This window comes from Nonomuraea sp. NPDC049378 (assembly GCF_055586745.1).
In genome coordinates this window covers 213,720-234,608 of record NZ_JBVJHP010000004.1, presented here as the reverse complement: position 1 = coordinate 234,608, position 20,889 = coordinate 213,720, and the positions used below count along the sequence as shown (strand labels likewise).

15 protein-coding genes are annotated in these 20,889 nt (G+C 72.7%); 4 read left to right on the top strand and 11 right to left on the bottom strand.

Annotated elements, in window-relative coordinates:
• Positions 1-11: 11 nt before the first annotated feature.
• The 9 genes from ACZ6SA_RS11085 to ACZ6SA_RS11045 form a co-directional block, all read right to left on the bottom strand.
• Positions 12-2,072: an ATP-binding protein gene (locus tag ACZ6SA_RS11085; RefSeq protein ID WP_465827611.1), complete on the bottom strand. Its 2,061-nt coding sequence runs from the start codon at positions 2,070-2,072 to the stop codon at positions 12-14.
• Positions 2,069-4,393: an ATP-binding protein gene (locus tag ACZ6SA_RS11080; protein WP_465827610.1), complete on the bottom strand. Its 2,325-nt coding sequence runs from the start codon at positions 4,391-4,393 to the stop codon at positions 2,069-2,071. The genes ACZ6SA_RS11085 and ACZ6SA_RS11080 overlap by 4 nt, the downstream gene beginning before the upstream one ends.
• A gap of 166 nt (positions 4,394-4,559) precedes the next feature.
• Positions 4,560-5,564, bottom strand: a complete 1,005-nt coding sequence (locus ACZ6SA_RS11075; protein WP_465827609.1) for an enolase C-terminal domain-like protein — start codon at positions 5,562-5,564, stop codon at positions 4,560-4,562.
• Positions 5,565-5,662: 98 nt separating this feature from the next.
• A complete protein-coding gene (locus tag ACZ6SA_RS11070; protein WP_465827607.1) occupies positions 5,663-7,048 on the bottom strand; it encodes an MFS transporter in 1,386 nt (461 codons plus the stop codon).
• A gap of 141 nt (positions 7,049-7,189) precedes the next feature.
• Positions 7,190-8,350: a VWA domain-containing protein gene (locus tag ACZ6SA_RS11065; protein ID WP_465827815.1), complete on the bottom strand. Its 1,161-nt coding sequence runs from the start codon at positions 8,348-8,350 to the stop codon at positions 7,190-7,192.
• Entirely contained in the window at positions 8,347-10,695 is a 2,349-nt protein-coding gene (locus ACZ6SA_RS11060; RefSeq protein ID WP_465827606.1) for a DUF5682 family protein, read from the bottom strand. The genes ACZ6SA_RS11065 and ACZ6SA_RS11060 overlap by 4 nt, the downstream gene beginning before the upstream one ends.
• The gene (locus ACZ6SA_RS11055; protein WP_347644210.1) at positions 10,692-11,756 is read right to left on the bottom strand and encodes an ATP-binding protein; all 1,065 of its coding nucleotides are present in this window, start codon (positions 11,754-11,756) and stop codon (positions 10,692-10,694) included. The genes ACZ6SA_RS11060 and ACZ6SA_RS11055 overlap by 4 nt, the downstream gene beginning before the upstream one ends.
• Complete coding sequence (locus ACZ6SA_RS11050; protein WP_465827605.1) at positions 11,753-13,126, bottom strand: DUF5691 domain-containing protein; 1,374 nt, start codon at positions 13,124-13,126, stop codon at positions 11,753-11,755. The genes ACZ6SA_RS11055 and ACZ6SA_RS11050 overlap by 4 nt, the downstream gene beginning before the upstream one ends.
• Positions 13,123-14,583 carry an SWIM zinc finger family protein gene (locus tag ACZ6SA_RS11045; RefSeq protein ID WP_465827603.1) on the bottom strand — a complete coding sequence of 487 codons (1,461 nt, stop codon included), beginning with the start codon at positions 14,581-14,583 and terminating at the stop codon, positions 13,123-13,125. Before ACZ6SA_RS11045 ends, ACZ6SA_RS11050 begins: the two co-directional genes overlap by 4 nt.
• A 132-nt stretch (positions 14,584-14,715) precedes the next feature.
• Between ACZ6SA_RS11045 and ACZ6SA_RS11040 the strand changes: the two genes are divergently transcribed.
• From ACZ6SA_RS11040 to ACZ6SA_RS11030, 3 genes are all read left to right on the top strand, one after another.
• Positions 14,716-15,261: a cupin domain-containing protein gene (locus ACZ6SA_RS11040; RefSeq protein WP_465827602.1), complete on the top strand. Its 546-nt coding sequence runs from the start codon at positions 14,716-14,718 to the stop codon at positions 15,259-15,261.
• A 76-nt stretch (positions 15,262-15,337) separates the two neighbouring features.
• A complete protein-coding gene (locus tag ACZ6SA_RS11035; protein WP_465827600.1) occupies positions 15,338-16,216 on the top strand; it encodes an aminoglycoside phosphotransferase family protein in 879 nt (292 codons plus the stop codon).
• Positions 16,217-16,286: 70 nt separating this feature from the next.
• Positions 16,287-17,825 carry an aldehyde dehydrogenase family protein gene (locus tag ACZ6SA_RS11030; protein ID WP_465827599.1) on the top strand — a complete coding sequence of 513 codons (1,539 nt, stop codon included), beginning with the start codon at positions 16,287-16,289 and terminating at the stop codon, positions 17,823-17,825.
• A 52-nt stretch (positions 17,826-17,877) separates the two neighbouring features.
• On the opposite strand, the gene glnII is transcribed toward ACZ6SA_RS11030, so the two are convergent.
• Positions 17,878-18,897: a glutamine synthetase gene (gene glnII / locus ACZ6SA_RS11025; RefSeq protein ID WP_465827597.1), complete on the bottom strand. Its 1,020-nt coding sequence runs from the start codon at positions 18,895-18,897 to the stop codon at positions 17,878-17,880.
• A 121-nt stretch (positions 18,898-19,018) separates the two neighbouring features.
• A complete protein-coding gene (locus ACZ6SA_RS11020; protein WP_347644218.1) occupies positions 19,019-19,495 on the bottom strand; it encodes a hypothetical protein in 477 nt (158 codons plus the stop codon).
• A gap of 167 nt (positions 19,496-19,662) precedes the next feature.
• Between ACZ6SA_RS11020 and ACZ6SA_RS11015 the strand changes: the two genes are divergently transcribed.
• Entirely contained in the window at positions 19,663-20,835 is a 1,173-nt protein-coding gene (locus ACZ6SA_RS11015; RefSeq protein WP_347644219.1) for a TerC family protein, read from the top strand.
• The last annotated feature ends 54 nt before the right edge of the window (positions 20,836-20,889 follow it).

The window sequence follows — 20,889 nt, the reverse complement described above, 5'->3', positions numbered from 1 at the left end:
CCACCTGGGCTTCAGCCCGCGACGGCGTAGGTCACGGCGCGGTCCTGGCCGAGCCGCGCCCCCTGGCGGAAGGCCGTCGCGAACGCCCTCCCGCCCAGCGCCCTGCGCGCCCGCTCCCTGCACTGCTCGTGCCATGCCGCGTGATACCACAGCCGTTCTGGCGAGGCTCCCATCGCCTGCCACAGCGCGTGGGCCGCGCCCATCAGCCCGGCGGCCCGCCCGTGCTCCTCGCGGGCGCCCGCGATCCACGCCAGCACCTCCAGGCACTGGGTGAGACACCATCGGTCGTTGACCTCCCCGGCGAACAGGGCCGCCGACGTCACCAGCGTCTCGGCCCGGCGGCAGTCGCCCAGGTTCCAGCGGGCGACGCCGAGCGCCAGCTGGGCGTACGCGCGGGAGACCCGCGCATGGTGCTTCTCGCAGAGCGTGAGCAGTTCCTCGCCGAACTCGGCGGCGCGCTCGGGGTGGCCGACGGAGCCGTACGCGGAGGCGTAGTAGAGGTTGAGCATGACGCCGTCGAGGTTCTCGCCCGCGCGGTGCAGGGCCAGCGACTCCTGCAGCAGCGAGAGCCCGCGCTCGTGGTCTCCGCTGGAGAACGCCGCGACTCCGGCGGTCCTGATGGCGTACGGCAGGACGGCCTCGTTGCCGGGGCGGCGGGCCAGGTCGAGGCACTCCCCCAGCCTGGGCAGCGCCATCACGAGGTCGCCCTGGCGCAGGGCGAGCATGCTGTCCACCCAGAGCGCCGTCGCGCGGATCCTGCCGGGCTCCCGCACCAGGTGCAGGCCGCGTTCGAGCCAGTATCTCCCCTCGATGAGCGATCCGGCCAGCAGCCAGTAGCACCACAACGCCGAGGCGGTGTCCAGCCCCACGCGCGTCAGCTCCGGCGTGCTCAGGCACGCTTCGAGGGCGACCCGCACGTTGGGCAGCTCGACCTGCAGCCGCCGGTAGCGTTCGAGCTGGTCGGGCACCATCCGGTCGATCTGGCTGTCCTCGACCAGCCGCCGGTGGTGATCGACGTAGCGCTCGCGCAGCCGGTCCTTCTCGGACGGCGTCAGCCGCTCGCAGCCGTACGCGCGCAGGCTCTCCAGCATGCGGTATCTGAGCCCGCTCTCCCTGCGCTCGCAGCACAGCACCGACTTGTCCACCAGCCCGGCCAGCAGGTCGAGCACGTCGGCGGCGTCGATCCCGTCGCCGGAGCACACCGACTCGGCGGTGTCCAGATCGGCCCCGGCGGGGAACATCGACAGCCGGGCCCACAACCGCTGCTCGGCCGCCGAGCACAGCCCGAAGCTCCATTCCGTGGTCGCGCGCACCGAGTGGTGGCGCGGCAGCGTGGCGCGGGTGTCGGCCTCCAGCACGTCGATCGGCTTGTCCAGTTCGCGTATCAGCTGGTCGAGCGGCATCGTGCGGAGCCTGGCCACGGCCAGCTCGATCGCCAGCGGCACCCCCTCCAGGCGCTGGGCCAGCCGGGCCACGCGACACGCGTTGTCCGCGGCGAGGGAGAAGCCGGGAAGGACGTCCGCCATGCGGTCCTCGAGCAGGCGGACGGAGTCGTGGCGGGCGATCTCCCCGAGGGGCCGGCCCGGGTCGGGCACGGCCAGCGGCCGCACGGTCAGCACCTGCTCGCCGTAGACGCCCAGCGTCTGCCTGCTGGTCACGAGGATGCGCAGCCGGGGGGCGACCCGCAGCAGCCGGTCCACGAAGCGGGCGCAGATCGCGCTCAGATGCTCGCAGTTGTCCAGGACGAGCAACATCCGCTTGCCGGACATGCGGTCCACCAGCACGTTCATCGGGTCGGGGCCCGTGTCGCGCAGCCCCAGCGCCGAGGCGACGGCCGGCTCCAGCAGCTCGCCGGTCTCCAGCGTGCCCAGCTCGACCACCCCGACGCCGTCGCGGTACGCCCCCTTGACGTGCTCGACGATCTGGAGGGCCAGGCGGGTCTTGCCGACGCCGCCCGCCCCCGTCAACGTGAGCAGCCGTCCGTGGATCAGCGCCTTCCTGGCCATGGCCAGCTCGCGTCTCCGGCCGACGAAGGAGGCTCCGCCGGTCAGCAGGCCGCCGTTGGACTTCATGAGGAACTCCCGGGGTCGCGGTGGTCCTGCTCGCCGACCCAGACGGCGATCTGGGCCCGTGAGGTGAACCCGAGCTTGTTCAGGATGTGCTCGACATGTCCTTCCGCGGTCCGCCGGGCGATCACCAGCGAAGCGGCGATCGCCTTGTTGCTCATCCCCTGGGCGACGAGCCGGGCGATCTCCGTCTCTCTGCGGGTGAGCGGCGACGAATCGGCCGCCTGCCTGCCCGGCCGCGGGTCCTCGTCCATGGCGTACGCGACCCCGGCGGTGGAGCCGAACTCGGTGCCCTTGCGGAAGGCGGTGTCGAAGCGCCGTGCGCCGAGGCGTTCCCGCGTGGACGCCTCGCAGGCGTCGTGGTAGTCGGACAGGTTGCCGAACAGCGGTCCGCCGAACGAGCGCCAGTTCTCCCGCGCGGCCCCGAGCAGGACGGCGGCGCGCTCGGGTTCGTCCTCGGCCGCCATCCACGCCAGGGCCTCGATGCACAGGGCGATGCCCAGGCGGTCGTCGAAGGGCTGCTTGAGCCGGATGGCCAGGCGCTCCATCCCGACCGCCTCCGCGGTGTCCCCCTGCCGCCACTTCTCGATCCCGAACACCCACAGCGTGTACGACCTGAACCAGTGCTCCTGGCGGGCCTCGCACATCTCCAGGCACTCCTTGAAGTGCGTGACGGCCTGTTCGGAATGGTCGAGGAGCGAGTGCGCGGTGGCGAGGTAGATCAGCGCGTTCACCACGCCCGTCTGGTCGTCCTCGTCGCGGCTGCGCTCCACCGCCTCGCCGAGCATCCTCAGGGCGCCGTCGAGGTCACGCTGGAGCAGGGCCGAGAAGCCGGCGACATAGGCGGACCTGGCCAGGATCGACTCCTCGCCGAGCCGCGCGACCAGGCTGTGGCATTCGTCCAGCATGGCCGCCGCCACCGCGAAGTCGCTCTGCAGGACGGCCAGCCTGGCGTCGACGACGAGGGCACGGGCACGGGCCGCGCTCGGCTCGTGGTCCGCGGCGAGCAGGCGGTCGAGCCAGCTGCGCCCTTCGCGGAACGAGCCCGACGCGATCCAGTAGAAGCGCAGCGCCATGGCGATGTCCAGGCCGGGTTCCGTCTCGCCCGGCGTCGTGAGGCAGAAGTCCAGGGCCGCGCGGATGTTGCCGTGCTCGGCGCGCAGGCGGGCGAACCAGGTCAGCTGGTCGGGGCCGTACCAGCCCCGCTGCGCCCGGTCGACCAGTTCCCGGCACCAGTCGCGGTGCCGCAGCTTCAGTTCCTGCTCGCCGCCCGATTCCCGCAGCCGGTCGCGGCCGTACTGGCGGATGGTCTCCAGCAGCCGGTACCGCACCGACGAGCCGTGGTCCTCGCGGGCCAGCACCGACTTGCCGACGAGGCCGCTCACCAGGTCGACCATCTCGTCCGGCTCGATGCCGTCGCCGGAGCACACCTGCTCGGCCGCCTCCAGGTCGACGCCTCCCGAGAAGACGGAGAGCCGGGCCCAGAGCAGTTGTTCCTGTTCGGTGCAGAGCCCGTAGCTCCAGTCGATCAGCGCCCGCAGCGTGCGCTGGCGGGGCATGGCGGTCCGCGCGCCCTTGGTGAGCAGCCGGAAGCGGTCGTCCAGCCGGGCCAGCAACTGGTCGACGGAGATCGCCCTCAGCGACACGGCGGCCAGCTCGATCGCGAGCGGGATGCCGTCCAGCCGCCGGCAGATCCGCGCCACGCTGTCGCCGTTGGCGTCGGTGAGCTCGAAGCCGGGGAGCACGGCGTGGGCGCGGTCGACGAACAGCCGCACCGCGTCCGACTGCCGCAGCGACGCGGTGGACGGGCGATCGCTGTCCAGGCCCGGGACCACCAGCGGCGGCACCGGCATCGTCACCTCGCCCATGACACCGAGCGCCTGCCTGCTCGTCGCGAGGATGCTCAGGCGGGGCGCCGCGCGGATCAGCGTGGCCGCCAGGACCGCGCAGTCGTCCAGCAGGTGCTCGCAGTTGTCGAGGACCACGAGCAGGTGTCTGTCCCGCAGGTGGCCGGTGAGCACGTCGATCGGGGAGCGTACGGACCGGTCCTGGATGCCCAGGGCCTCGCTGACCGTCTGGGCGAGCAGCTCGGGGCTCTCCAGCGCGGCCAGCTCGACCAGCCACACACCGTCGGGGAAGGCGCGCCGCACGTCGCACGCCACCCGCAGGGCCAGCCGGGACTTGCCGACTCCTCCCACGCCGACGAGCGTCACCAGCCTGGACTCGGACAGGAGCCGTTTCACCTCGGCCGCCTCATGCCGGCGGCCCACGAAGCTGTTCAGCTCCGCCGGCAGCCGGCAGTCGTTCGCGATGTTCGACTCAGCCATGGCCTTGATCACTCCAGCGGCCCAGCACGCGCTGAGCCGTCAGTGTCGGACCTCCCCTAACCCAGGTTAAGCCCTGGCCGTTACACGTGAGCGCGCCGGGCGGACGGGAAACCCCTGCTCAGGGTCGCCGAACGGCGTGCCCGCCGGGGTTCGCGCCGCGTCGCGGTCACGCGTGGAAGGAGTCCTTCGCCAGTTTGCGCAGGCGTGTCTCGTCGATGTCGTGGCCGAGACCCGACTGGGTGTACGGCACGGCGATCACGCCGGCGTTCGCGCCCACGATCGGGGTGACGATCTGGTTCTGCCGCGGCGGCTGCGTCACGTCGCACGGCAGCGTGCACCCGGGCAGGCTCGCCACCGCCACCGTCGCCGCCCTGGCCAGCCCCGCGCCCTGACCGCCCGCGCACTGGATGTCCCAGCCCGCCGCGGCGGCCCGGTCGTGCGCCCGCCTGGCCTCCGACAACGACGGGAACGCGGCGGGCCGCAGCAGCAGGACCCGCGCCGCGCGCAGCGTCAGGTAGTCGTCGAGACCCGCGATCGAGCCGACCTCGACGGCGACCGAGGCGGCCACCTGGTCCTGCAGCAGGGCGTGCGACTGGACGTCGCCGGCGTCGAAGGGCCGCTCGATGACCTCAAGGCCGTAGGAGTCGAGCGCGACGAGCTGGTCCAGGTCGGAGTAGGCGTTGCCGCAGTCGACGGCCAGGGTCAGCGCAGGGTACGCCTGCCGCACCGCGCGTACGGGCTCGACGTCCCATCCGGGCCTGACGTCCAGCGTGACGTGCCCGTAGCCGGCGCAGACCTGCTGGTTGACCCGGGACACGAGGCTCTCGACGGACAGGTCGGGGGCGATGCGCACGGTCGCCATGAGCGAGGTGCGGGTGCCGCCGATCGCCTCGGCGAGCGGCACGCCCCGCATCTTGGTCCACAGGTCCCAGCAGGCCATGTCGACCGCGGAGTCGCCGCTCGGCACGGTGTCGGGATGCTCCCAGTCCACGCCGATCAGCAGGGCCGCCAGCGACTCCTCCAGCCTCGACCAGGTCTTCGGCTGGGGTGAGGTCACCTCGCCCCAGCCGCTCATGCCGCCGTGGTCGGTGAGCTTCACGAGCAGGCTCTCCGACCTCTTGCCGAACGGCAGTGCCAGCCGGAAGACCTCAAGCTCCCGCACTCGCGGCATGTATCCCCCTCACCGGCGAGAGCCCCGCCCCTCCGGCCGCCGCCCCAGGGTCGTGCCCGGTCAGCAGCGGGCGGCGGAAGGGGAGATTTCTCGTCGTTCTATGACGCGCTTCCCTCCATAGTGCCTGGTACCGCGGGCTTGGCAAAACGCGGGGCCAGCAGGAAGGCCAGCACCGCCAGCACGATGGTGAAGGTCAGACCGGCGAGATAGTTCCCGGCGGCGGCCGTGAACAGGGCGCCGCTGACCGCGACGGCCACGACGGTGAACACCGACTCGCCGACGCCGACGGCAGCGCTGTTCTGGCCCTCCTCCCCCTCCGCGGACATCTCCAGCACCAGGACGGACACCGTGGGGTGCAGGGCGCCGATGCCGAGGCCGGCGGTGGCCATGGCCACGTAGGCGACCGCGATCGGCACCGAGTCGATCAGCACGAGCGTCATTAGGGAGATGCCCAGGGCGATCATGGCGGCGCCGCCGCGGATGGCGGTCATGTCGCTGATCGCGCCGCGGCCCTTGATCCACGAGCCGGCGGACCAGCCGAGCGCGCCGATGGTGAGCACGATGCCGGCCCCGGTCGGGGTCAGGCCGCGCTCGCTGATCAGCATGAGCGGGACGAGCACCTCGGCCGCGGTCAGCGCGCCGAAGGCCAGGCCGCGCAGCACGGGCGCGGTCGGCAGGCCGCGGGCGGCCTTGAGCGATCCGGGAAGCAGCAGCCGGGGCAGCGCCACGACCAGCAGCACGATCCCGATGAGCAGCAGGGGCAGGCCGGCGAGCTTGAGCGCGCTGCCGTACTGGATGAGGGCGGCGGAGACGGCGGTCAGCATGGCCCAGACGAGCTTGCGTCCCAGGCCGGGCGCGGGCCCGGCGACGCCGTCCCGCACCTGACGTCCCGCGGTGCCGCGCCAGAGCAGCAACGCCGCCGGGATGACGATCAGGGAGACGCCGAGGAAGATCCACCGCCAGTCGATGTTCTCGACCACGAACCCGGCGATCGCCGGGCCGACCATCGAGGGCACCACCCAGGCGGCGGAGAACAGGGCGAACACCTTGGGATGCATCGCGCTCGGATAGACCCTGGCAACCAGCACGTAAAGCGCGACTTGGATCAAACCAGCCCCAAGGCCCTGCACGAACCGGCCCGCGACGAACACCTCCATGGTCGGCGCGAACCCGGCCAGCAGCAGCCCGGCCACGAAACTCGTCACGCCGACGGCGATCGGCGGCAACGGCCCGCGCACGTCGCTCCACCGCCCGCCCAGCACCGTCGCTATCACGCTGGCCGCCAGCGTGGCGCTGAAGGCCAGGTTGTACAGGTGCATGCCGCCGAGGTCGCGGGCCACGACAGGCATCGCCGTGGCCACCGCCATCGCCTCGAAGGCCGTCAACATGATCAGCGCGACCAGGCCCACGCTGAGCGCTCGATAGGGCGGGGACACCACGCTCACCGGAGCGGCGGCCGCGGGCCCGTCAACAGTTGTCGTCATGGTGGCAAGCTATGGCGAACCCACAGGTCAGCACATCGGGCGCGGGCCCTAGGCCCTTGGACCTAAGGCACGGTCACGGCATGCGCCCCTCCATCCCGTCGAGCAGGAGATCGAGCCGGTGGCGCCCAAGGGCCGAGGCGCCTAGCCCCTGACCGCGGCGTGGCGCTCGGCCCACCGGGCGATGTCGCGCCGCTCGATCGCCGCCGCCATCAGGTCGGGGAACGCGTCAGGCGTGCACGCGAACGCGGGCACGCCCATCGCGGCCAGCGCGGCGGCGTTCTCGTGGTCGTAGAACGGCGCGCCCTCGTCCGACAGCGCGAGCAGCACGATCACCTGCACCCCGGCCTGCGTCATCGCCGCCACCCTGCGCAGCAGCTCCTGCCTGACGCCTCCCTCGTACAGGTCGCTGATCAGGATGACGATCGAGTCGGCCGGCCTGGTGATGAGGCCCTGGCAGTAGGCGACGGCCCTGTTGATGTCGGTGCCGCCGCCGAGCTGCGTGCCGAACAGCAGCTCCACCGGGTCGTGCAGCTGGTCGGTGAGATCCACCACCGCCGTGTCGAACACCACCAGCGACGTCCTCAACGACCGCATCGACGCCAGCACCGCCCCGAACACGCTCGAATAGACGACCGAGGCCGCCATCGAACCGCTCTGGTCGATGCACAACACCACCTCGCGCTGCACCGACCGCTGCCTGCGGGCATAACCCACCAGGCGTGACGGGACGACGGTGTTCCGCTCGGGCAGATAGTTCCTGAGGTTCGCCCTGATCGTACGGTTCCAGTCGATGTCGGCCACCCGCTTCGGGCGGTGGGTCCTGGCCGAACGGTCGAGGGCGCCCGTCACCGCGGCCCTGGTCTTCTGCGCGAGCCGGCGTTCGAGCTCCGCCACCACCCGGCGGACCAGCGCCCTGGCCGACTCGCGGGCCTGGTCGGGCATGACCTTGTTGAGCGCGAGCAGGGTGCCGACCAGGTGAACGTCGGGCTCCACCGCCTCGATCATCTCGGGTTCGAGGAGCAGCCGGGTGAGGTCGAGCTTCTCGATCGCGTCCTTCTGCATGACCTGAACGACTGTCGAGGGGAAATAGGTGCGGATGTCGCCCAGCCAGCGGGCCACCCTCGGGGCCGACGCCCCCAGCCCGCCCGCGCGACCGCCCCTCTCGTGAACGGGCTCGTAGACGGCGGCCAGCGCCGCGTCCATCCCCGCGTCGGCGCCCTCCAGCGCGCACCCGGTCCCGTCGGCGTCGCCGCCGCCCAGCACCAGCCGCCACCGGCGCATCCGCTCGTCCGCCGCGCTCATCGCTCCGCCTTCCCACGCCATCGTCCCCAGGGTGCCCGGTCCGCCCGCCCAGGGGCGCTCACCGGCCCGCTGTGCCGGGGATGGGGAGCGCCGAGGATGGAGAGCACGGTCGCGACGGCGGGCGCGGCGCGGCGTTCGTCGACGGCCTGAGCACGCTCTCCCGCCTCACGACCGGCCGAGCGCAGCCGCTCGCCGACCGCCCGCCGCTCCGGCGCGGCGAACGTGCCGAACGTACGGCGCAGCAGCGGCAGCACGTCGGTGAACTGGTCGGGGGACAGCCCGGTGAGCCACCCGTCCACCAGGCCGAGCAGCCGCGGATCGTGCACCAGCAGCAGCCCTCCCCCGGCCAGGAACCCCTCGACCCACGCCGCCGCCCGCGCCGGCGGCTGGCCCCGCGACATGGCCCTGGACATACGGTCGCCGGCGTCGTCGAGACCTCCGCAGTCGAGCAGGATCCGGGTGAGCCGGCCCTCGATCAGCCCGTGCAGATCCTGCCTGTCGCTGATGCCCCGCAGTGTGCCCAGCCACTGCCCCCTCGGCGACACCTCCTCCTCGCCCCCATCGGTCACCGGCGCGGCGGGCGTGGCCGGGGTGGGACCGGCCGGCTCGTTGAGGAGGGCGACGGCCGAGTGAACGCCGTCCACGTGCTTGAGCAGCCCCGCCGCCGCCTCGTCGTCCAGCCCCGTGACCGCCACCGGCAACCCCACGCAGATCCGGTCCAGCATCGACCGTACGATCGCCGCCAGCCCCTCCGCCGGGGTGCCGCGCACGTCGCCGTACCGGTGGGCCCTGACCATCGCCGGCAGCGCCGCCATGAGATGCGTGACCTCGGTGTCCAGGGCCGCCTTGGCCGACAGCGCCGCCAGCACCTCGGGCAGCGCCTCCGGGAGTTCGGCCAGCAGGCACAGCTCGACCAGCGACGTCAGATCCGCCAGCGCCACCGGCTCCGCCGCCGCCAGGCCCCTGGCCCGCTGGGTGGCGGCGGTCTCGACGGTGGTGCCGAGGGCGGCGTGTTCGATGAGCGCCAGGTCGTGCTCCGGCCGCCACCGCAGCGTCCAGGTCTCCCTGAACGTGCCCTTCCCCCGTGCCTGCCCCGGCGTCCCCCAGCCGACGCCGAGGACGCGCAGGCGGTGCAGCAGGTGGCTGCGGTCGAGGTCGAGCGGCTTGCGCAGGTCGAGGTCGATCTCCCGGTCGAGCGCCTCGGGTTTGAGCCTGAGCCGCCGCTGCTGCTCGCGCAGGTCGCGCTGGATCGGCACCATCGGCGTGCCGTCGCTGACGTGGCCGAGCCGGTCGCCGACGACCATGCGCCGCTGGATCAGCGCCAGGGCCAGGTCGTCGCCCTCGCACAGCACGGCCCTGGCCGCCTCGGTGACCTCGCCGAGCCCGGCCAGCGGCCTGCCGCGCAGGGCCGCGAGACCGTGCGCGAGGCGTACGGACTCGATGACGTGCGCGGACGACACCGGCAGGCCCTCGTCGCGCAGCACCCCCGCCGCCCCGGCCAGCCACCGCTCCACGGGCCGGTCGGGCGCGTCGAACAGGTGGTGGTACCAGCCGGGCGACGAGATGCCCGCGCCGTAGCCGCTCCACGAGGCCAGCCGCCCGTACGTCCACGGCACCCACGCCAGCTCCGCCTTCACCTTCGGCAGGCCGCGCAGCAGCGCGTTGTCCGCGCCCGCCGGGGGCAGGGGCTCTGCCAGCGCGGGCACGTGCCAGGCGCCGCAGATCACCGCGATGCGCCCGTAGCCCTTCTTGATCGCCGCGCGGAGGGTTTTGCGCATGTACGCCTCGCGCCGGGCCTCCCGCTCGTCCGGCTGGTGGCCCTCGCGCACCGCGGCCATGGCCTCGGCGATCACGGCGAAGGGCGTGTCACCGCGGTGCTCGACGACGTCCTCCCACCAGCGTTCCGGGTCGTCGTGTCCGGCGGCCGCGGCCAGCGCCCCGATGGGATCGGCCCGCAGGCCGGCCACCCGCTCGTCGCCGTCGCCTGCCAGCGAGTGGGCGGCGGGCAGATCGCAGAAGCGCACCGGGACGCCGGCGGACGTGCCGTACACGATGGCCTGCCATTCCGGGGAGAACACCGCGAACGGCCAGAACGCCGCACGGGACGGTTGTCCCGGCACGTGGGCGAGCAGCGCGACGGGCGGCTCCATGCCGGGGGCGAGCGAGACGATCGGGTCGGCCTCCGGCGGGCCCTCGATGAGGATCGCGTCGGGCCGCAGCCGCTCAAGCTCGTCGCGCACGGCCCGCGCCGACCCGGGCCCGTGGTGGCGTACGCCCAGCACGAAGACGTCCCCCCGCCCGGCCCTCGGCACACCCGCCGCGGCGGAGGGTGGGCGGGAGTTCACGAGACCTCGCGGCAGGCGCGGTAGAAGTCGCGCCAGTCCGGCCGCTCGCGTACGACGGTCTCCAGGTATTCGCGCCACACCACCCGGTCCGACACCGGCTCCTGGACCACCGCGCCCACGATCCCGGCCGCCACGTCGGACGGGCGGAGCACGCCGTCGCCGAAGTGCGCTGCCAGCGCGATGCCGCTGGTGAGGACGGAGATCGCCTCAGCCGTGGACAGGGTGCCGCTGGGCGACTTGACCTTGGTGCGGCCGTCTTCGGTGACGCCCGCGCGCAGCTCCCTGAACACCGTCACCACCCGGCGGATCTCCGCCAGTCCGGTCGTCGTCTCCGGCAGCTCCAGTGAGGCGCCGAGCTGGGTGACGCGGCGGGCGACGATGTCCACCTCCTCCTCGGCGGTGGAGGGCACGGGCAGCACCACCGTGTTGAAGCGGCGGCGCAGCGCGCTGGACAGCTCGTTGACGCCCCGGTCACGGTCGTTGGCGGTGGCGATGACGGTGAAGCCGCGTTCGGCCTGGACCTCGCGGTTGAGCTCGGGGATCGGCAGCGTCTTCTCCGACAGCACGGTGATGAGGGCGTCCTGTACGTCGGTCGGCATGCGGGTGAGCTCCTCGACGCGGGCCACGCGGCCCTCGGCCATCGCGCGCATCACCGGCGACGGGGTCAGCGCCTCGATCGACGGCCCCTCGGCCAGCAGCCTCGCGTAGTTCCAGCCGTACCTGATGGCCTCTTCCGCGGTGCCCGCGGTGCCCTGCACGAGCAGCGTCGAGTCGCCGCTGATGGCCGCGGCGAGGTGCTCCGACAACCACGTCTTCGCGGTGCCGGGCACCCCGAGCAGCAGCAGCGCGCGGTCGGTCGCCAGCGTGGCGACGGCCACCTCGACGATCCGCCGCGCGCCGACGTATTTCGGGGTGACGCGCTCGCCGTCGCCCAGGATGTAGGTGGTGACGGCCCACGGGGACAACTTCCAGCCGGGCGGCCTCGGCCGGTCGTCGTCCTTGGCGAGCAGGGCCAGCTCCTCGGAGTACTGGTCTTCCGCGTGCGGGCGCAGAACGGTCATGAGCCCTCCCTCATCGTTGTCTCACTCACGGAAAGCTCCTTGTACATGTCGGCACGGAAACGCAGCAGGGCGGCGACCTGCTGGATGGGCTCCACGGGCGAGTAGCTCTCGGCCAGCGGGAACAGGGCCGGGTCGATGTGCTCTCCCGCCAGCTTGACCAGCTCGCCGAGGTTCCACGGTTGCGTGGTGGCCACCTTCACGATCTTGCGGAGCACGGCCGTGGCCAGTTCGTCGCGCCAGTGGGACGAGACACCGCCCAGCACCATGATCAACTGGCTGTCCAGGTCATGCTTTTTCACGAAACCAGCGGCGAGCTCCTGCTGCTCGTCCGGCGGGAGGCATTCGAGAAGGTCCGCGATCGGGTCCCAGCCGAACATCGCCCGCGCCCAATCCGGCTCCTTCTGCAGCACGGCGGCGCGCACCCAGGCCGTCTTCACCTCGGCGTCCCAGTCGGGGATCGTCATCCGGAGCAGCCGGGCGGGCGGGTGGCCCCAGATCGCCAGCGGGGCGCGGGCGATGACCTGCTGCAGCCACCAGGCCCGCTCTCCGATGCCCCTGGGCGGCTTGGCCCGGACGCCGTCGCGCTCCATCGCCTTGTCGCAGGATCCGGGGGCCTCGACGGTGATGACGTCGCCGGCGATCGTCACGCACGCTCGCGCCCGCTCGGCCATGCGCTGCGACAGGCGCGACCCGGGCAACCGGGTGAGCAGGTTGGCGGCGGCCTGGCGCACCTCCCTGCGGCGGTCGTCGAGCGCCTGCTCGAGGAACGGCTCGTCGTCCATGCTCAGCCCCTCGGCCAGCACCTCCGCGAACTCGGCCCGGTCGTCCGGCGTCTCGCTCTCCCACGTGCTCTCGAGCAGCCGCCGGGCCCGCGCGGGATCGACCGACCTGACGCGGCGCAGGTGAGCCCGCCGATCGGCGGCGGAGCCCAGCTCCCAGGTCTCGCCGGTGGGCTCCTCCAGGAGGTAGGCCCAGGCGGGATTGAGCCCGGCCAGCCAGCGGCCGCGCTGCCCGGCGAGAACGCCCAGGTGCACCCTGATCGAACGGTCGCGCCGGCCGCGTTCGAGCAGGTCGGGCAGCGCGTACGGGGGCACCCTGCGGCCGGTCGCGGCGGCCGCGGCCAGCCACTCCGCCAGCAGCCGCTCCTGCTCGCCGCCCAGAATCCTCATCAGCCGCCCGGCCGCGCGCCCGCCGACGGCCGGCCGCTCCTCGTCGGGGGCCTGCCCCATGCTCTCAGCGCCCTCCGCGAGCGGCCGGCCCGCCCGCCGCCGCGCCACCTCCACGGCGGCGCTCGCGAGCAGATCTCCCGCGTACGGTCGGCGGTCGGTGCCCACCAGCGCCGCCGACGCCAGCTCCTCCCAGCCCGTCACAGGATCACCGCCCGTCCCTCGCCGTCCCACGCGGTCAGGGGCCGCAGGCCCTGGGGTGTCCACTCGACGGCCACCGTGACCGGGCGCCCGCCGGAAACGGCGATGACCCGCCAGGGATCGCGGGCCCTGACGTGCAGCGGCAGGCCGCCCAGCCGGGTGCGCCCGGGCACCACGCCGCAGAGGACGAGCGGCCACGACTCCGTCCAGGGATCCCCTGCCAGCACCCTGGCCACCTCGTCCAGCGCCTCTTCCTGCGACACCCCCGGCGGACAGGACAGACCACAGCACCCGGACAACCCAGAAGTGTCGGACGAACCCGGCGGATCGGAGGACTCGGGCAGGGGCGGCGGTCCCGGCACGGCCGCGGAGCGGTCCGAGGGTCCGGGCGCTGGGACGCTGCCGTGGCGGGCGGCCACGAGGGCCCGAAGCGGGGCGGCACCCGGGTAGTAGGCGAGGTCGGCGTCGATCGTGGTGCCCGTGACCAGGGAGGCGTCGAGCGACTGGCCCTGCGGAGCGAACGAGAGGACCAGCGCGGGCCGCCCCGTGCGCCTGCCGCGCAACCAGACCTTGCGTGCCGTCAGCCGATCCTGCACCTCGTCACGCCGGCCGAGAACGTCCCAGTGATCCCGCACGGCGGGTCTCGCCAGCACCTCTTCCCTCGTGACGGGGAACCCGGTGCGGATCAGCACGGTCCGCCCCAGCGCCGGGGGCAGCTCGGCCCGCCGCCGGTAGGCGACGGCCAGCAGGTTGAGCAGCGCGTACTCCTCCAGCAGCCGCCCCGGCCAGCCCTCCTCGGAACGGACCCGGGCCAGCTTGGAGACCATGCCCGCCACTCCGGGCGCCTGGGCGTCGACGAGCCGCTTGGCCAGACCCTCCCAGTCGTGCTCCGCGGCCCCCGCCAGCCCCTGCCGCACCTGGTCGGCCAGCCACCGCTCCAGCTCCGCCAGCCCGGACGCGACCCGCCCATGGCGTACGGACTCCCCGCCCGGACCACGCCCACGCCCGGACGTTTCCTCCCCGGGCCGTCCATCGCCGTCACGCGATCGCGCGGCGCCGTCACCCGGCCGGCGGGCGGCCTCGATCCCGGCCGACCCGGCCGCCGACCCGGCCGCCGACCCGGCCGCCCGCTCGGCGCGTGCCTTCGCCCACTCGCTCACCCACCGCGGCGCCGCCTCCTGGGCGGGGACATCGTCGGCGGACCACAGGAGCAGCAGCCCGAGCGTGTGCTTGCACGGGAACTTGCGGCTCGGGCAGCTGCATCGGTAGGCGGGCTCGGTGAGATCGACACAGGCCAGGTAGGGCTCGGCCCCGCTGCCCTTGCACGCGCCGTACAGCATCGTGCCCGTCGTGCCGCGCGACGCCCATCTCCCGGGCGTCGCCAGCCCCTGGGCCGCCTTCCGGGAGGAGGCGTCGGGGGCGAGAGCTAGCACCTGGTCACGGCTCCACCGTTCGATCACCTGCCGCAGACTAGCCAGCCCGACCGACATTTCGCCCCCCGTCCGGGAGATCACCGAAAGCGCCGGCCGGCCGGCGCAGGACCGCCCGGGGCCCGCCCCGGCCAACGTTCGACTGCCCATAAACTTGGCCGGGTGGAGCTACGGATCTACCCCAGCGGCCCGTCCGTCCAGGTGGCTGACGAGGCCGCGGCGCTGGCCAGCCGGCTCGACGGGCAGCTCGTCCTCGACGGCAACCGCTTCCTGCGCAGGGATGTGACCGGCGCCCCGGTGGCGTTCGTCGAGCGGCCGCCCATCGCCGAGGCCCTCGACCTGCTCCCCCACCCCGAAGGCGGCTGGTTCAGGGAGACGTGGCGGTCGGCGGCGACGTTCCGGCCGGACGGCTACCCGGGGCAGCGGGCCAGCGCCACCGGCATCTACTTCCTGCTCCAGCCGGGCGAGCAGTCGGTCCCGCACGCGGTGAGGTCGGACGAGGTCTGGTTGTGGCATCGTGGCGGGCCGCTGGCCCTGACCGTGGAGGGCGACACGATCATGCTCGGGCCCGACGTCGAACGCGGCCAGGTGCCGCAGGCCGTCGTGCCCGGCGGGGTGTGGCAGTCGGCCAGGCCGGCGGGCGACGAACCGGTGCTGGTGAGCTGCGTCGTCTCGCCGGGCTTCGACTTCGCCGACTTCACCGCCTGACCGCGCCCGGCCCGGGCGTTGACGGGCGGCGCCGGAGAACGCTGACATGAGCACGGTCCGAACGAGAAGGGTGCCCATGGACAGGATGCACGACGAGGAGCTCGACATCGACGCCGGGCTCGTCCGCCGGTTGGTGGCCAGCCGGTTCCCGCAGTGGGCGGGCCTGCCGATCGAGCCGTTCCCCTCGGGCGGCACGGTCAACGCGATCTTCCGGCTCGGTGACGACCTGGCCGTACGCCTGCCGCGCGTCCCGTGGGGCGCCGGCGACGTGGCGAAGGAGCACCACTGGCTGCCGCGGCTCGCCCCGCTGCTGCCCGCCGCCGTCCCCACGGTGCTCGGCCTGGGCGAGCCCGCCGAGGGTTTCCCCTGGCCGTGGTACGTCTACCGCTGGCTCGACGGCGCCGGCCCCGACCCGGCCCACCTCGCCGACGCCGAGTCGCTGGCCAAGGATCTGGCGCGGTTCGTCGCCGCGTTCCAGCGCGTCGATCTGCCGGGCGGGCCGGTCGCCTACCGGGCGGGGCCGCTGTCGACGGTGGACGCCGGGACGCGGACCGCGATCGGCGAGCTGGAAGGGCTGATCGACACCGCCGCGGCGACTGCTGCGTGGGAGGAGGCGCTGCGGGCCCCCGAGTGGACGGGCCCTCCCGTGTGGACGCACTCCGACCTGATGCCGGCCAACCTGCTGGTCGAGGACGGCCGGCTCGCCGCCGTGCTCGACTTCGCGACCGCGGGCGTGGGTGATCCCGCCTGCGACCTGATCCCGGCCTGGAACCTGCTGCCGCCGGACGCCCGGCGGACCTTCCGCGACGCGCTCGGCGCCGACGACGCGGCCTGGGCCCGCGGGCGCGACTGGGCGCTGTCCATGGCCCTGATCCAGCTCCCCTACTACCGTCACACCAATCCCTCGATCGCCGCCGGCGCGCGGCATGTGATCGACGCCGTGCTGACCGGCTGACGACGCGGTTTTCTTGGGTTTTTTCCGGCGAGATGATTGTCTGTCCGGAGGAACTATGAGGAGGGCACCGGTGAGCCGTCAGATCGTTTCCGTGGTGGGTGGCAAGGAAGCCGCCGTCGCCGGCACGTACACATCGCTGAACCCCGCCCGCACGGGCGAGGTCGTGGCCCGGGTCGGGCTGGCCGACGCGGGCACGTTCGCCGCCGCCTGCCGTACCGCCAAGGAGGCCCAGCGCGAGTGGGCCAGGGTGCCGGCCCCCGTACGCGGCCGGGTGATCGCCTCCATCGGGAGGCTGGTGGAGGCCAACGCCGAGCGGCTGGCCCGGCTGGTGACGGAGGAGATCGGCAAGCCGTACGCCGAGGCGCTGGGCGAGGTCCGGGAGATCGTCGACACCTGCGACTTCTTCCTCGGTGAAGGGCGCAGGCTGTACGGCCAGACGGTCCCGTCGGAGATGCCGGACAAGAACCTGTTCACGTTCCGCAACCCGATCGGCGTGGCGGCGGTCGTCACCGCGGGCAACTTCCCGGTCGCCGTGCCCTCGTGGTATCTGGTGCCGGCCCTGCTCTGCGGCAACGCCGTCGTCTGGAAGCCCGCCGAGTACGCCGCCGCCTCCGCGGAGGCCATGTTCCGGCTGTTCACGGCCTCCGGGCTGCCCGACGGGGTGCTCAACCTCGTGTTCGCCGGCGGCGCCGACACCTTCGACGGCCTGGAGCTGGCCCTCGGCGAGGGCACCGTGCAGAAGGTCGGCTTCACCGGCTCCAGCGAGGTGGGCAGGAAGGTCGGCGAGCTGGCGGGGCGTCACCTGCAGTCGGCCTGCCTGGAGCTGGGCGGCAAGAACCCGATGGTGATCATGCCGGACGCGGACCTGGACCTGGCCGTGGAGGGGGCGCTGTTCTCCGGCTTCGGCACGGCGGGGCAGCGCTGCACCAGCCTCGGCACGGTCATCGTGCACGAGAGCGTGCACGACGAGTTCGTCGAGCGGTTCGCGCGGGCGCTGCACGCGGCCGACATCGGCGACCCGGCGGGCGACGTGCTGGCGGGCCCGCTGCTCGACCAGAAGTTCGCCGACCGGTACGAAGAGTTCCTGACCTGGCTCCAGCCGCACCACAAGGTCGTGTCAGGAAAGGTCGGGCGGATCACGGAGGGCAACCCGCGCGGGGACTTCGACGGCGGCGAGGGCCTCTACTACCACCCGGTCATCGTCGACGGCGTCCAGCCGGGCGACCGGCTGTTCCTGGAGGAGACGTTCGGCCCGATCGTGGGCGTGACGTCGTTCGCCACCCTCGACCAGGCCATCGAGCTGGCCAACCTGCCCGGCTACGGCCTGTCGAGCTCGATCTACACCACCAACGCCAGGCACGCCTTCCGCTTCCGCGAGGGCATCTCGGCCGGCATGGTCAGCGTCAACAACTCGACGTCCGGCGCCGAGGCGCACCTGCCGTTCGGCGGCAACGGCAAGTCCGGCAACGGCAGCCGCCAGTCGGGCATGTGGGTGCTCGACCAGTTCACCCGCTGGCAGTCCATGAACTGGGATCATTCGGGCCGGCTGCAGAAGGCGCAGATGGACGTCGCGGAGATCGAGCCGGACCTGGACTTCCGCCTGCCGTGACAGCCGGCGGGGGCTCCTCGGCGAGGAGCCCCCGGGAGACGCGGCGCCGTCGTCAGACCTGGCCGGCCTTCTCCAGCGCGGCGCAGCAGGTGCCCACCAGCAGGCGGGTGACCACGTACGGGTCGATGTTGGCGTTGGGGCGGCGGTCCTCGATGTAGCCCTTCTTGTCCACCTCGACCTGCCACGGGATGCGGACGGAGGCGCCGCGGTCGGAGACGCCGTAGGTGTACTTGTTCCACGGGGCCGTCTCGTGGTGGCCGGTCAGGCGCAACTCGATGTCGGCGCCGTACTGGGAGACGTGCTCCATCGGCTTGTCGCCCTCGCCGAGCGACTCGCAGGCGGTGATGATGGCGTCGTAGCCCTCGCGCATGGCGCGGGTGGAGAAGTTGGTGTGCGCGCCGGCGCCGTTCCAGTCGCCGCGGGCGGGCTTGGCGTCGAGCGTGGCCTCCACCCCGAACTCCTCGGCCGTCCGGTAGAGCAGGTAGCGGGCGACCCACAGGTGGTCGGCGACCTCGACAGGACCGGCCGGGCCGACCTGGAACTCCCACTGGCCCGGCATGACCTCGGCGTTGATGCCGGAGATCTTCAGGCCGGCGGCGAGGCAGCGGTCGAGGTGGAGCTCGACGATCTCGCGGCCGAACACGGCCTCGGCGCCGACACCGCAGTAGTAGTGCCCCTGCGGCGCGGGGAAGCCGCCCTCGGGGAAGCCGAGCGGCCGGCTGCCCTTGAAGAACGTGTACTCCTGCTCGATGCCGAACCAGGAGTCCTGCTCGGCGTACTGCTCGGCGATCGGGCGGAGCAGGGCGCGGGTGTTGCTCGGGTGGGGCTCGCCGTCGGTCTCCTCGACCTCGCACAACACGAGGACGTTGTCGCCGCCGCGCATCGGGTCGGGGCAGGTGAACACCGGGCGGAGCACGCGGTCGGACGCGTGGCCCACGGCCTGGTTCGTGCTGGAGCCGTCGAAGCCCCAGAGCGGAGGCTCGACCCCGTCGGACACGATCTTCGTCTTCGAGCGCAGCAGAGCCGTGGGCTCCGTGCCGTCGATCCAGATGTACTCAGCCTTGTAGCTCACGGCGGTCCTTTCGGGTTCTTTCAGCCACGCCGAGTCTTATGGACGACCGTTTCCCGTTTTTTGCCCGTATGTGAACGCCGTGTTAATCCGCACAGGTCATGATGCAGGTCACCACGGCGGCTCAGCTCTCCCGCACGGTGCCGTCGGCCTCGACGGTGAGCACGACGTTCGGGCCGCCCTCCCCGCAGCCGGGCCCGTTGGGGAAGCGCCCCTTCGGGGTGACCGTGACGGCGTGCTCGGCCACCGGCTCGGAGCCCGCTCCCTTGAGCGTCAGCCGCACCTCCACCGGCCGTTTCGGCAACCCCTCGACGGTGCCGAAACCGCTCTTGTCCGCCGTCGGGACCGCGGTGACCGAGCAGGTGTCACCGTCGCAGGTCTCCTCTCCTGCCCGCCGGACCGTACGCAGCTCGGCCACGGCCCGCCGGCAGGCGCCGTCCCAGCACACCTCCATCTCGGCGGTGTCCGCCTGGGCGGCGACCGGCGCCCTCACCATCACCGACACGCCGACAGGGGTGCCGATCAGCGTGCACGGCGTCCCCTCCGAGCATCCGGCCGGCAACGCGGCGAACAGGGCGACGATGAGGGCGAGTCGATGCACACCCCTAAGACGTCGCCCGGCCCCCGCGGGTTCGACGCCCGCCCAGGACAGCCTCGCGGCGGGCCCGGCGCCGAGGCTTACCGCCGCCGTGATCGGGTAGCTCATGCCGAGTCGCGAGCCCTACCCCGAGTCGCCCCTCGCGACGGCCGGCAGGGAGGGAGCCCGGAGTGGACGTGCCCGCCGTGGTGTGGTGGCTGACGATCGCGGGGATCGCCGGCCTGCTGCTCTTCGACTTCGTCTTCCACGTACGCAAGGCGCACATCCCCACCCTGCGCGAGGCGTCCTTCTGGTCGGCTCTGTACGTCGGCATCGCCCTGGTGTTCGGCGTGGCCGTGTGGATCTTCGGCGGGTCGGACCCGGGAGCGGAGTATTTCGCCGGATACGTCACGGAAAAGGCGCTGTCGGTCGACAACCTGTTCGTCTTCCTCGTCATCCTGGGCGGCTTCAAGGTGCCGCGGGCGGGCCAGCAGAAGGTGCTGCTGTTCGGCATCGTGTTCTCGCTGATCGCGAGGAGCGGGTTCATCTGGCTCGGGGCGACGCTGATCGACCGGTTCGCCTGGGTGTTCTACGTGTTCGGCCTCATCCTGCTGCTGACGGCGGGCAACCTGCTCAAGCCCGAGGGCGGGGACAGCCACACCCCGGACAACTTCATGGTCCGCACCGCCCGCAGGCTGCTGCCGGCGTCCGACACGTACGACGGCGACAAGCTGTTCACCGTCGAGAACGGCCGGCGGGTGATGACGCCCATGCTGCTCGTCATGGTCGCCCTCGGCGGCACCGACATCCTGTTCGCCCTCGACTCCATCCCGGCGATCTTCGGCCTGACCCAGGACGTCTACCTCGTCTTCACCGCCACCGCGTTCTCCCTGATGGGGCTCCGGCAGCTCTACTTCCTGCTCGACGGCCTGCTCGACCGGCTGATCTATCTGTCGTACGGGCTGGCCGTCATCCTCGGCTTCATCGGCGTGAAGCTGATCCTGCACGCCCTGCACGAGAACAACGTGCCGTTCATCAACGACGGCGAGCCGGTGCCGGTGATCGAGATCACCACCGGACTGTCCCTGCTGGTGATCCTCGGCGTGCTGCTGGTCACCGTGGTGGCCTCGCTGGTCAGCGGCCGGGGGCGGGCGCAGAACGCGGTCTCCGCCGTGCGCCGGCACGCGCAGGAGTATCTGGAGGTGGAGCGCGACCCGGACGTGCGCGAGCAGGTGTACCAGCGGCTGCTCGCCGAGGAGGAGCAGCTCAGGCGCCTGCCGGAGAAGCACAGGCGGTGGATCAGGGAGGAGGAGAGTCTCATGACGCTCCTGCGCCGCGCCCACGAGGAGCACGACCGGGCCTGACCGCCCGCGCACGCGCGACGTACGGCTGTCAACCTCTCGAAGGCGACACTCCGT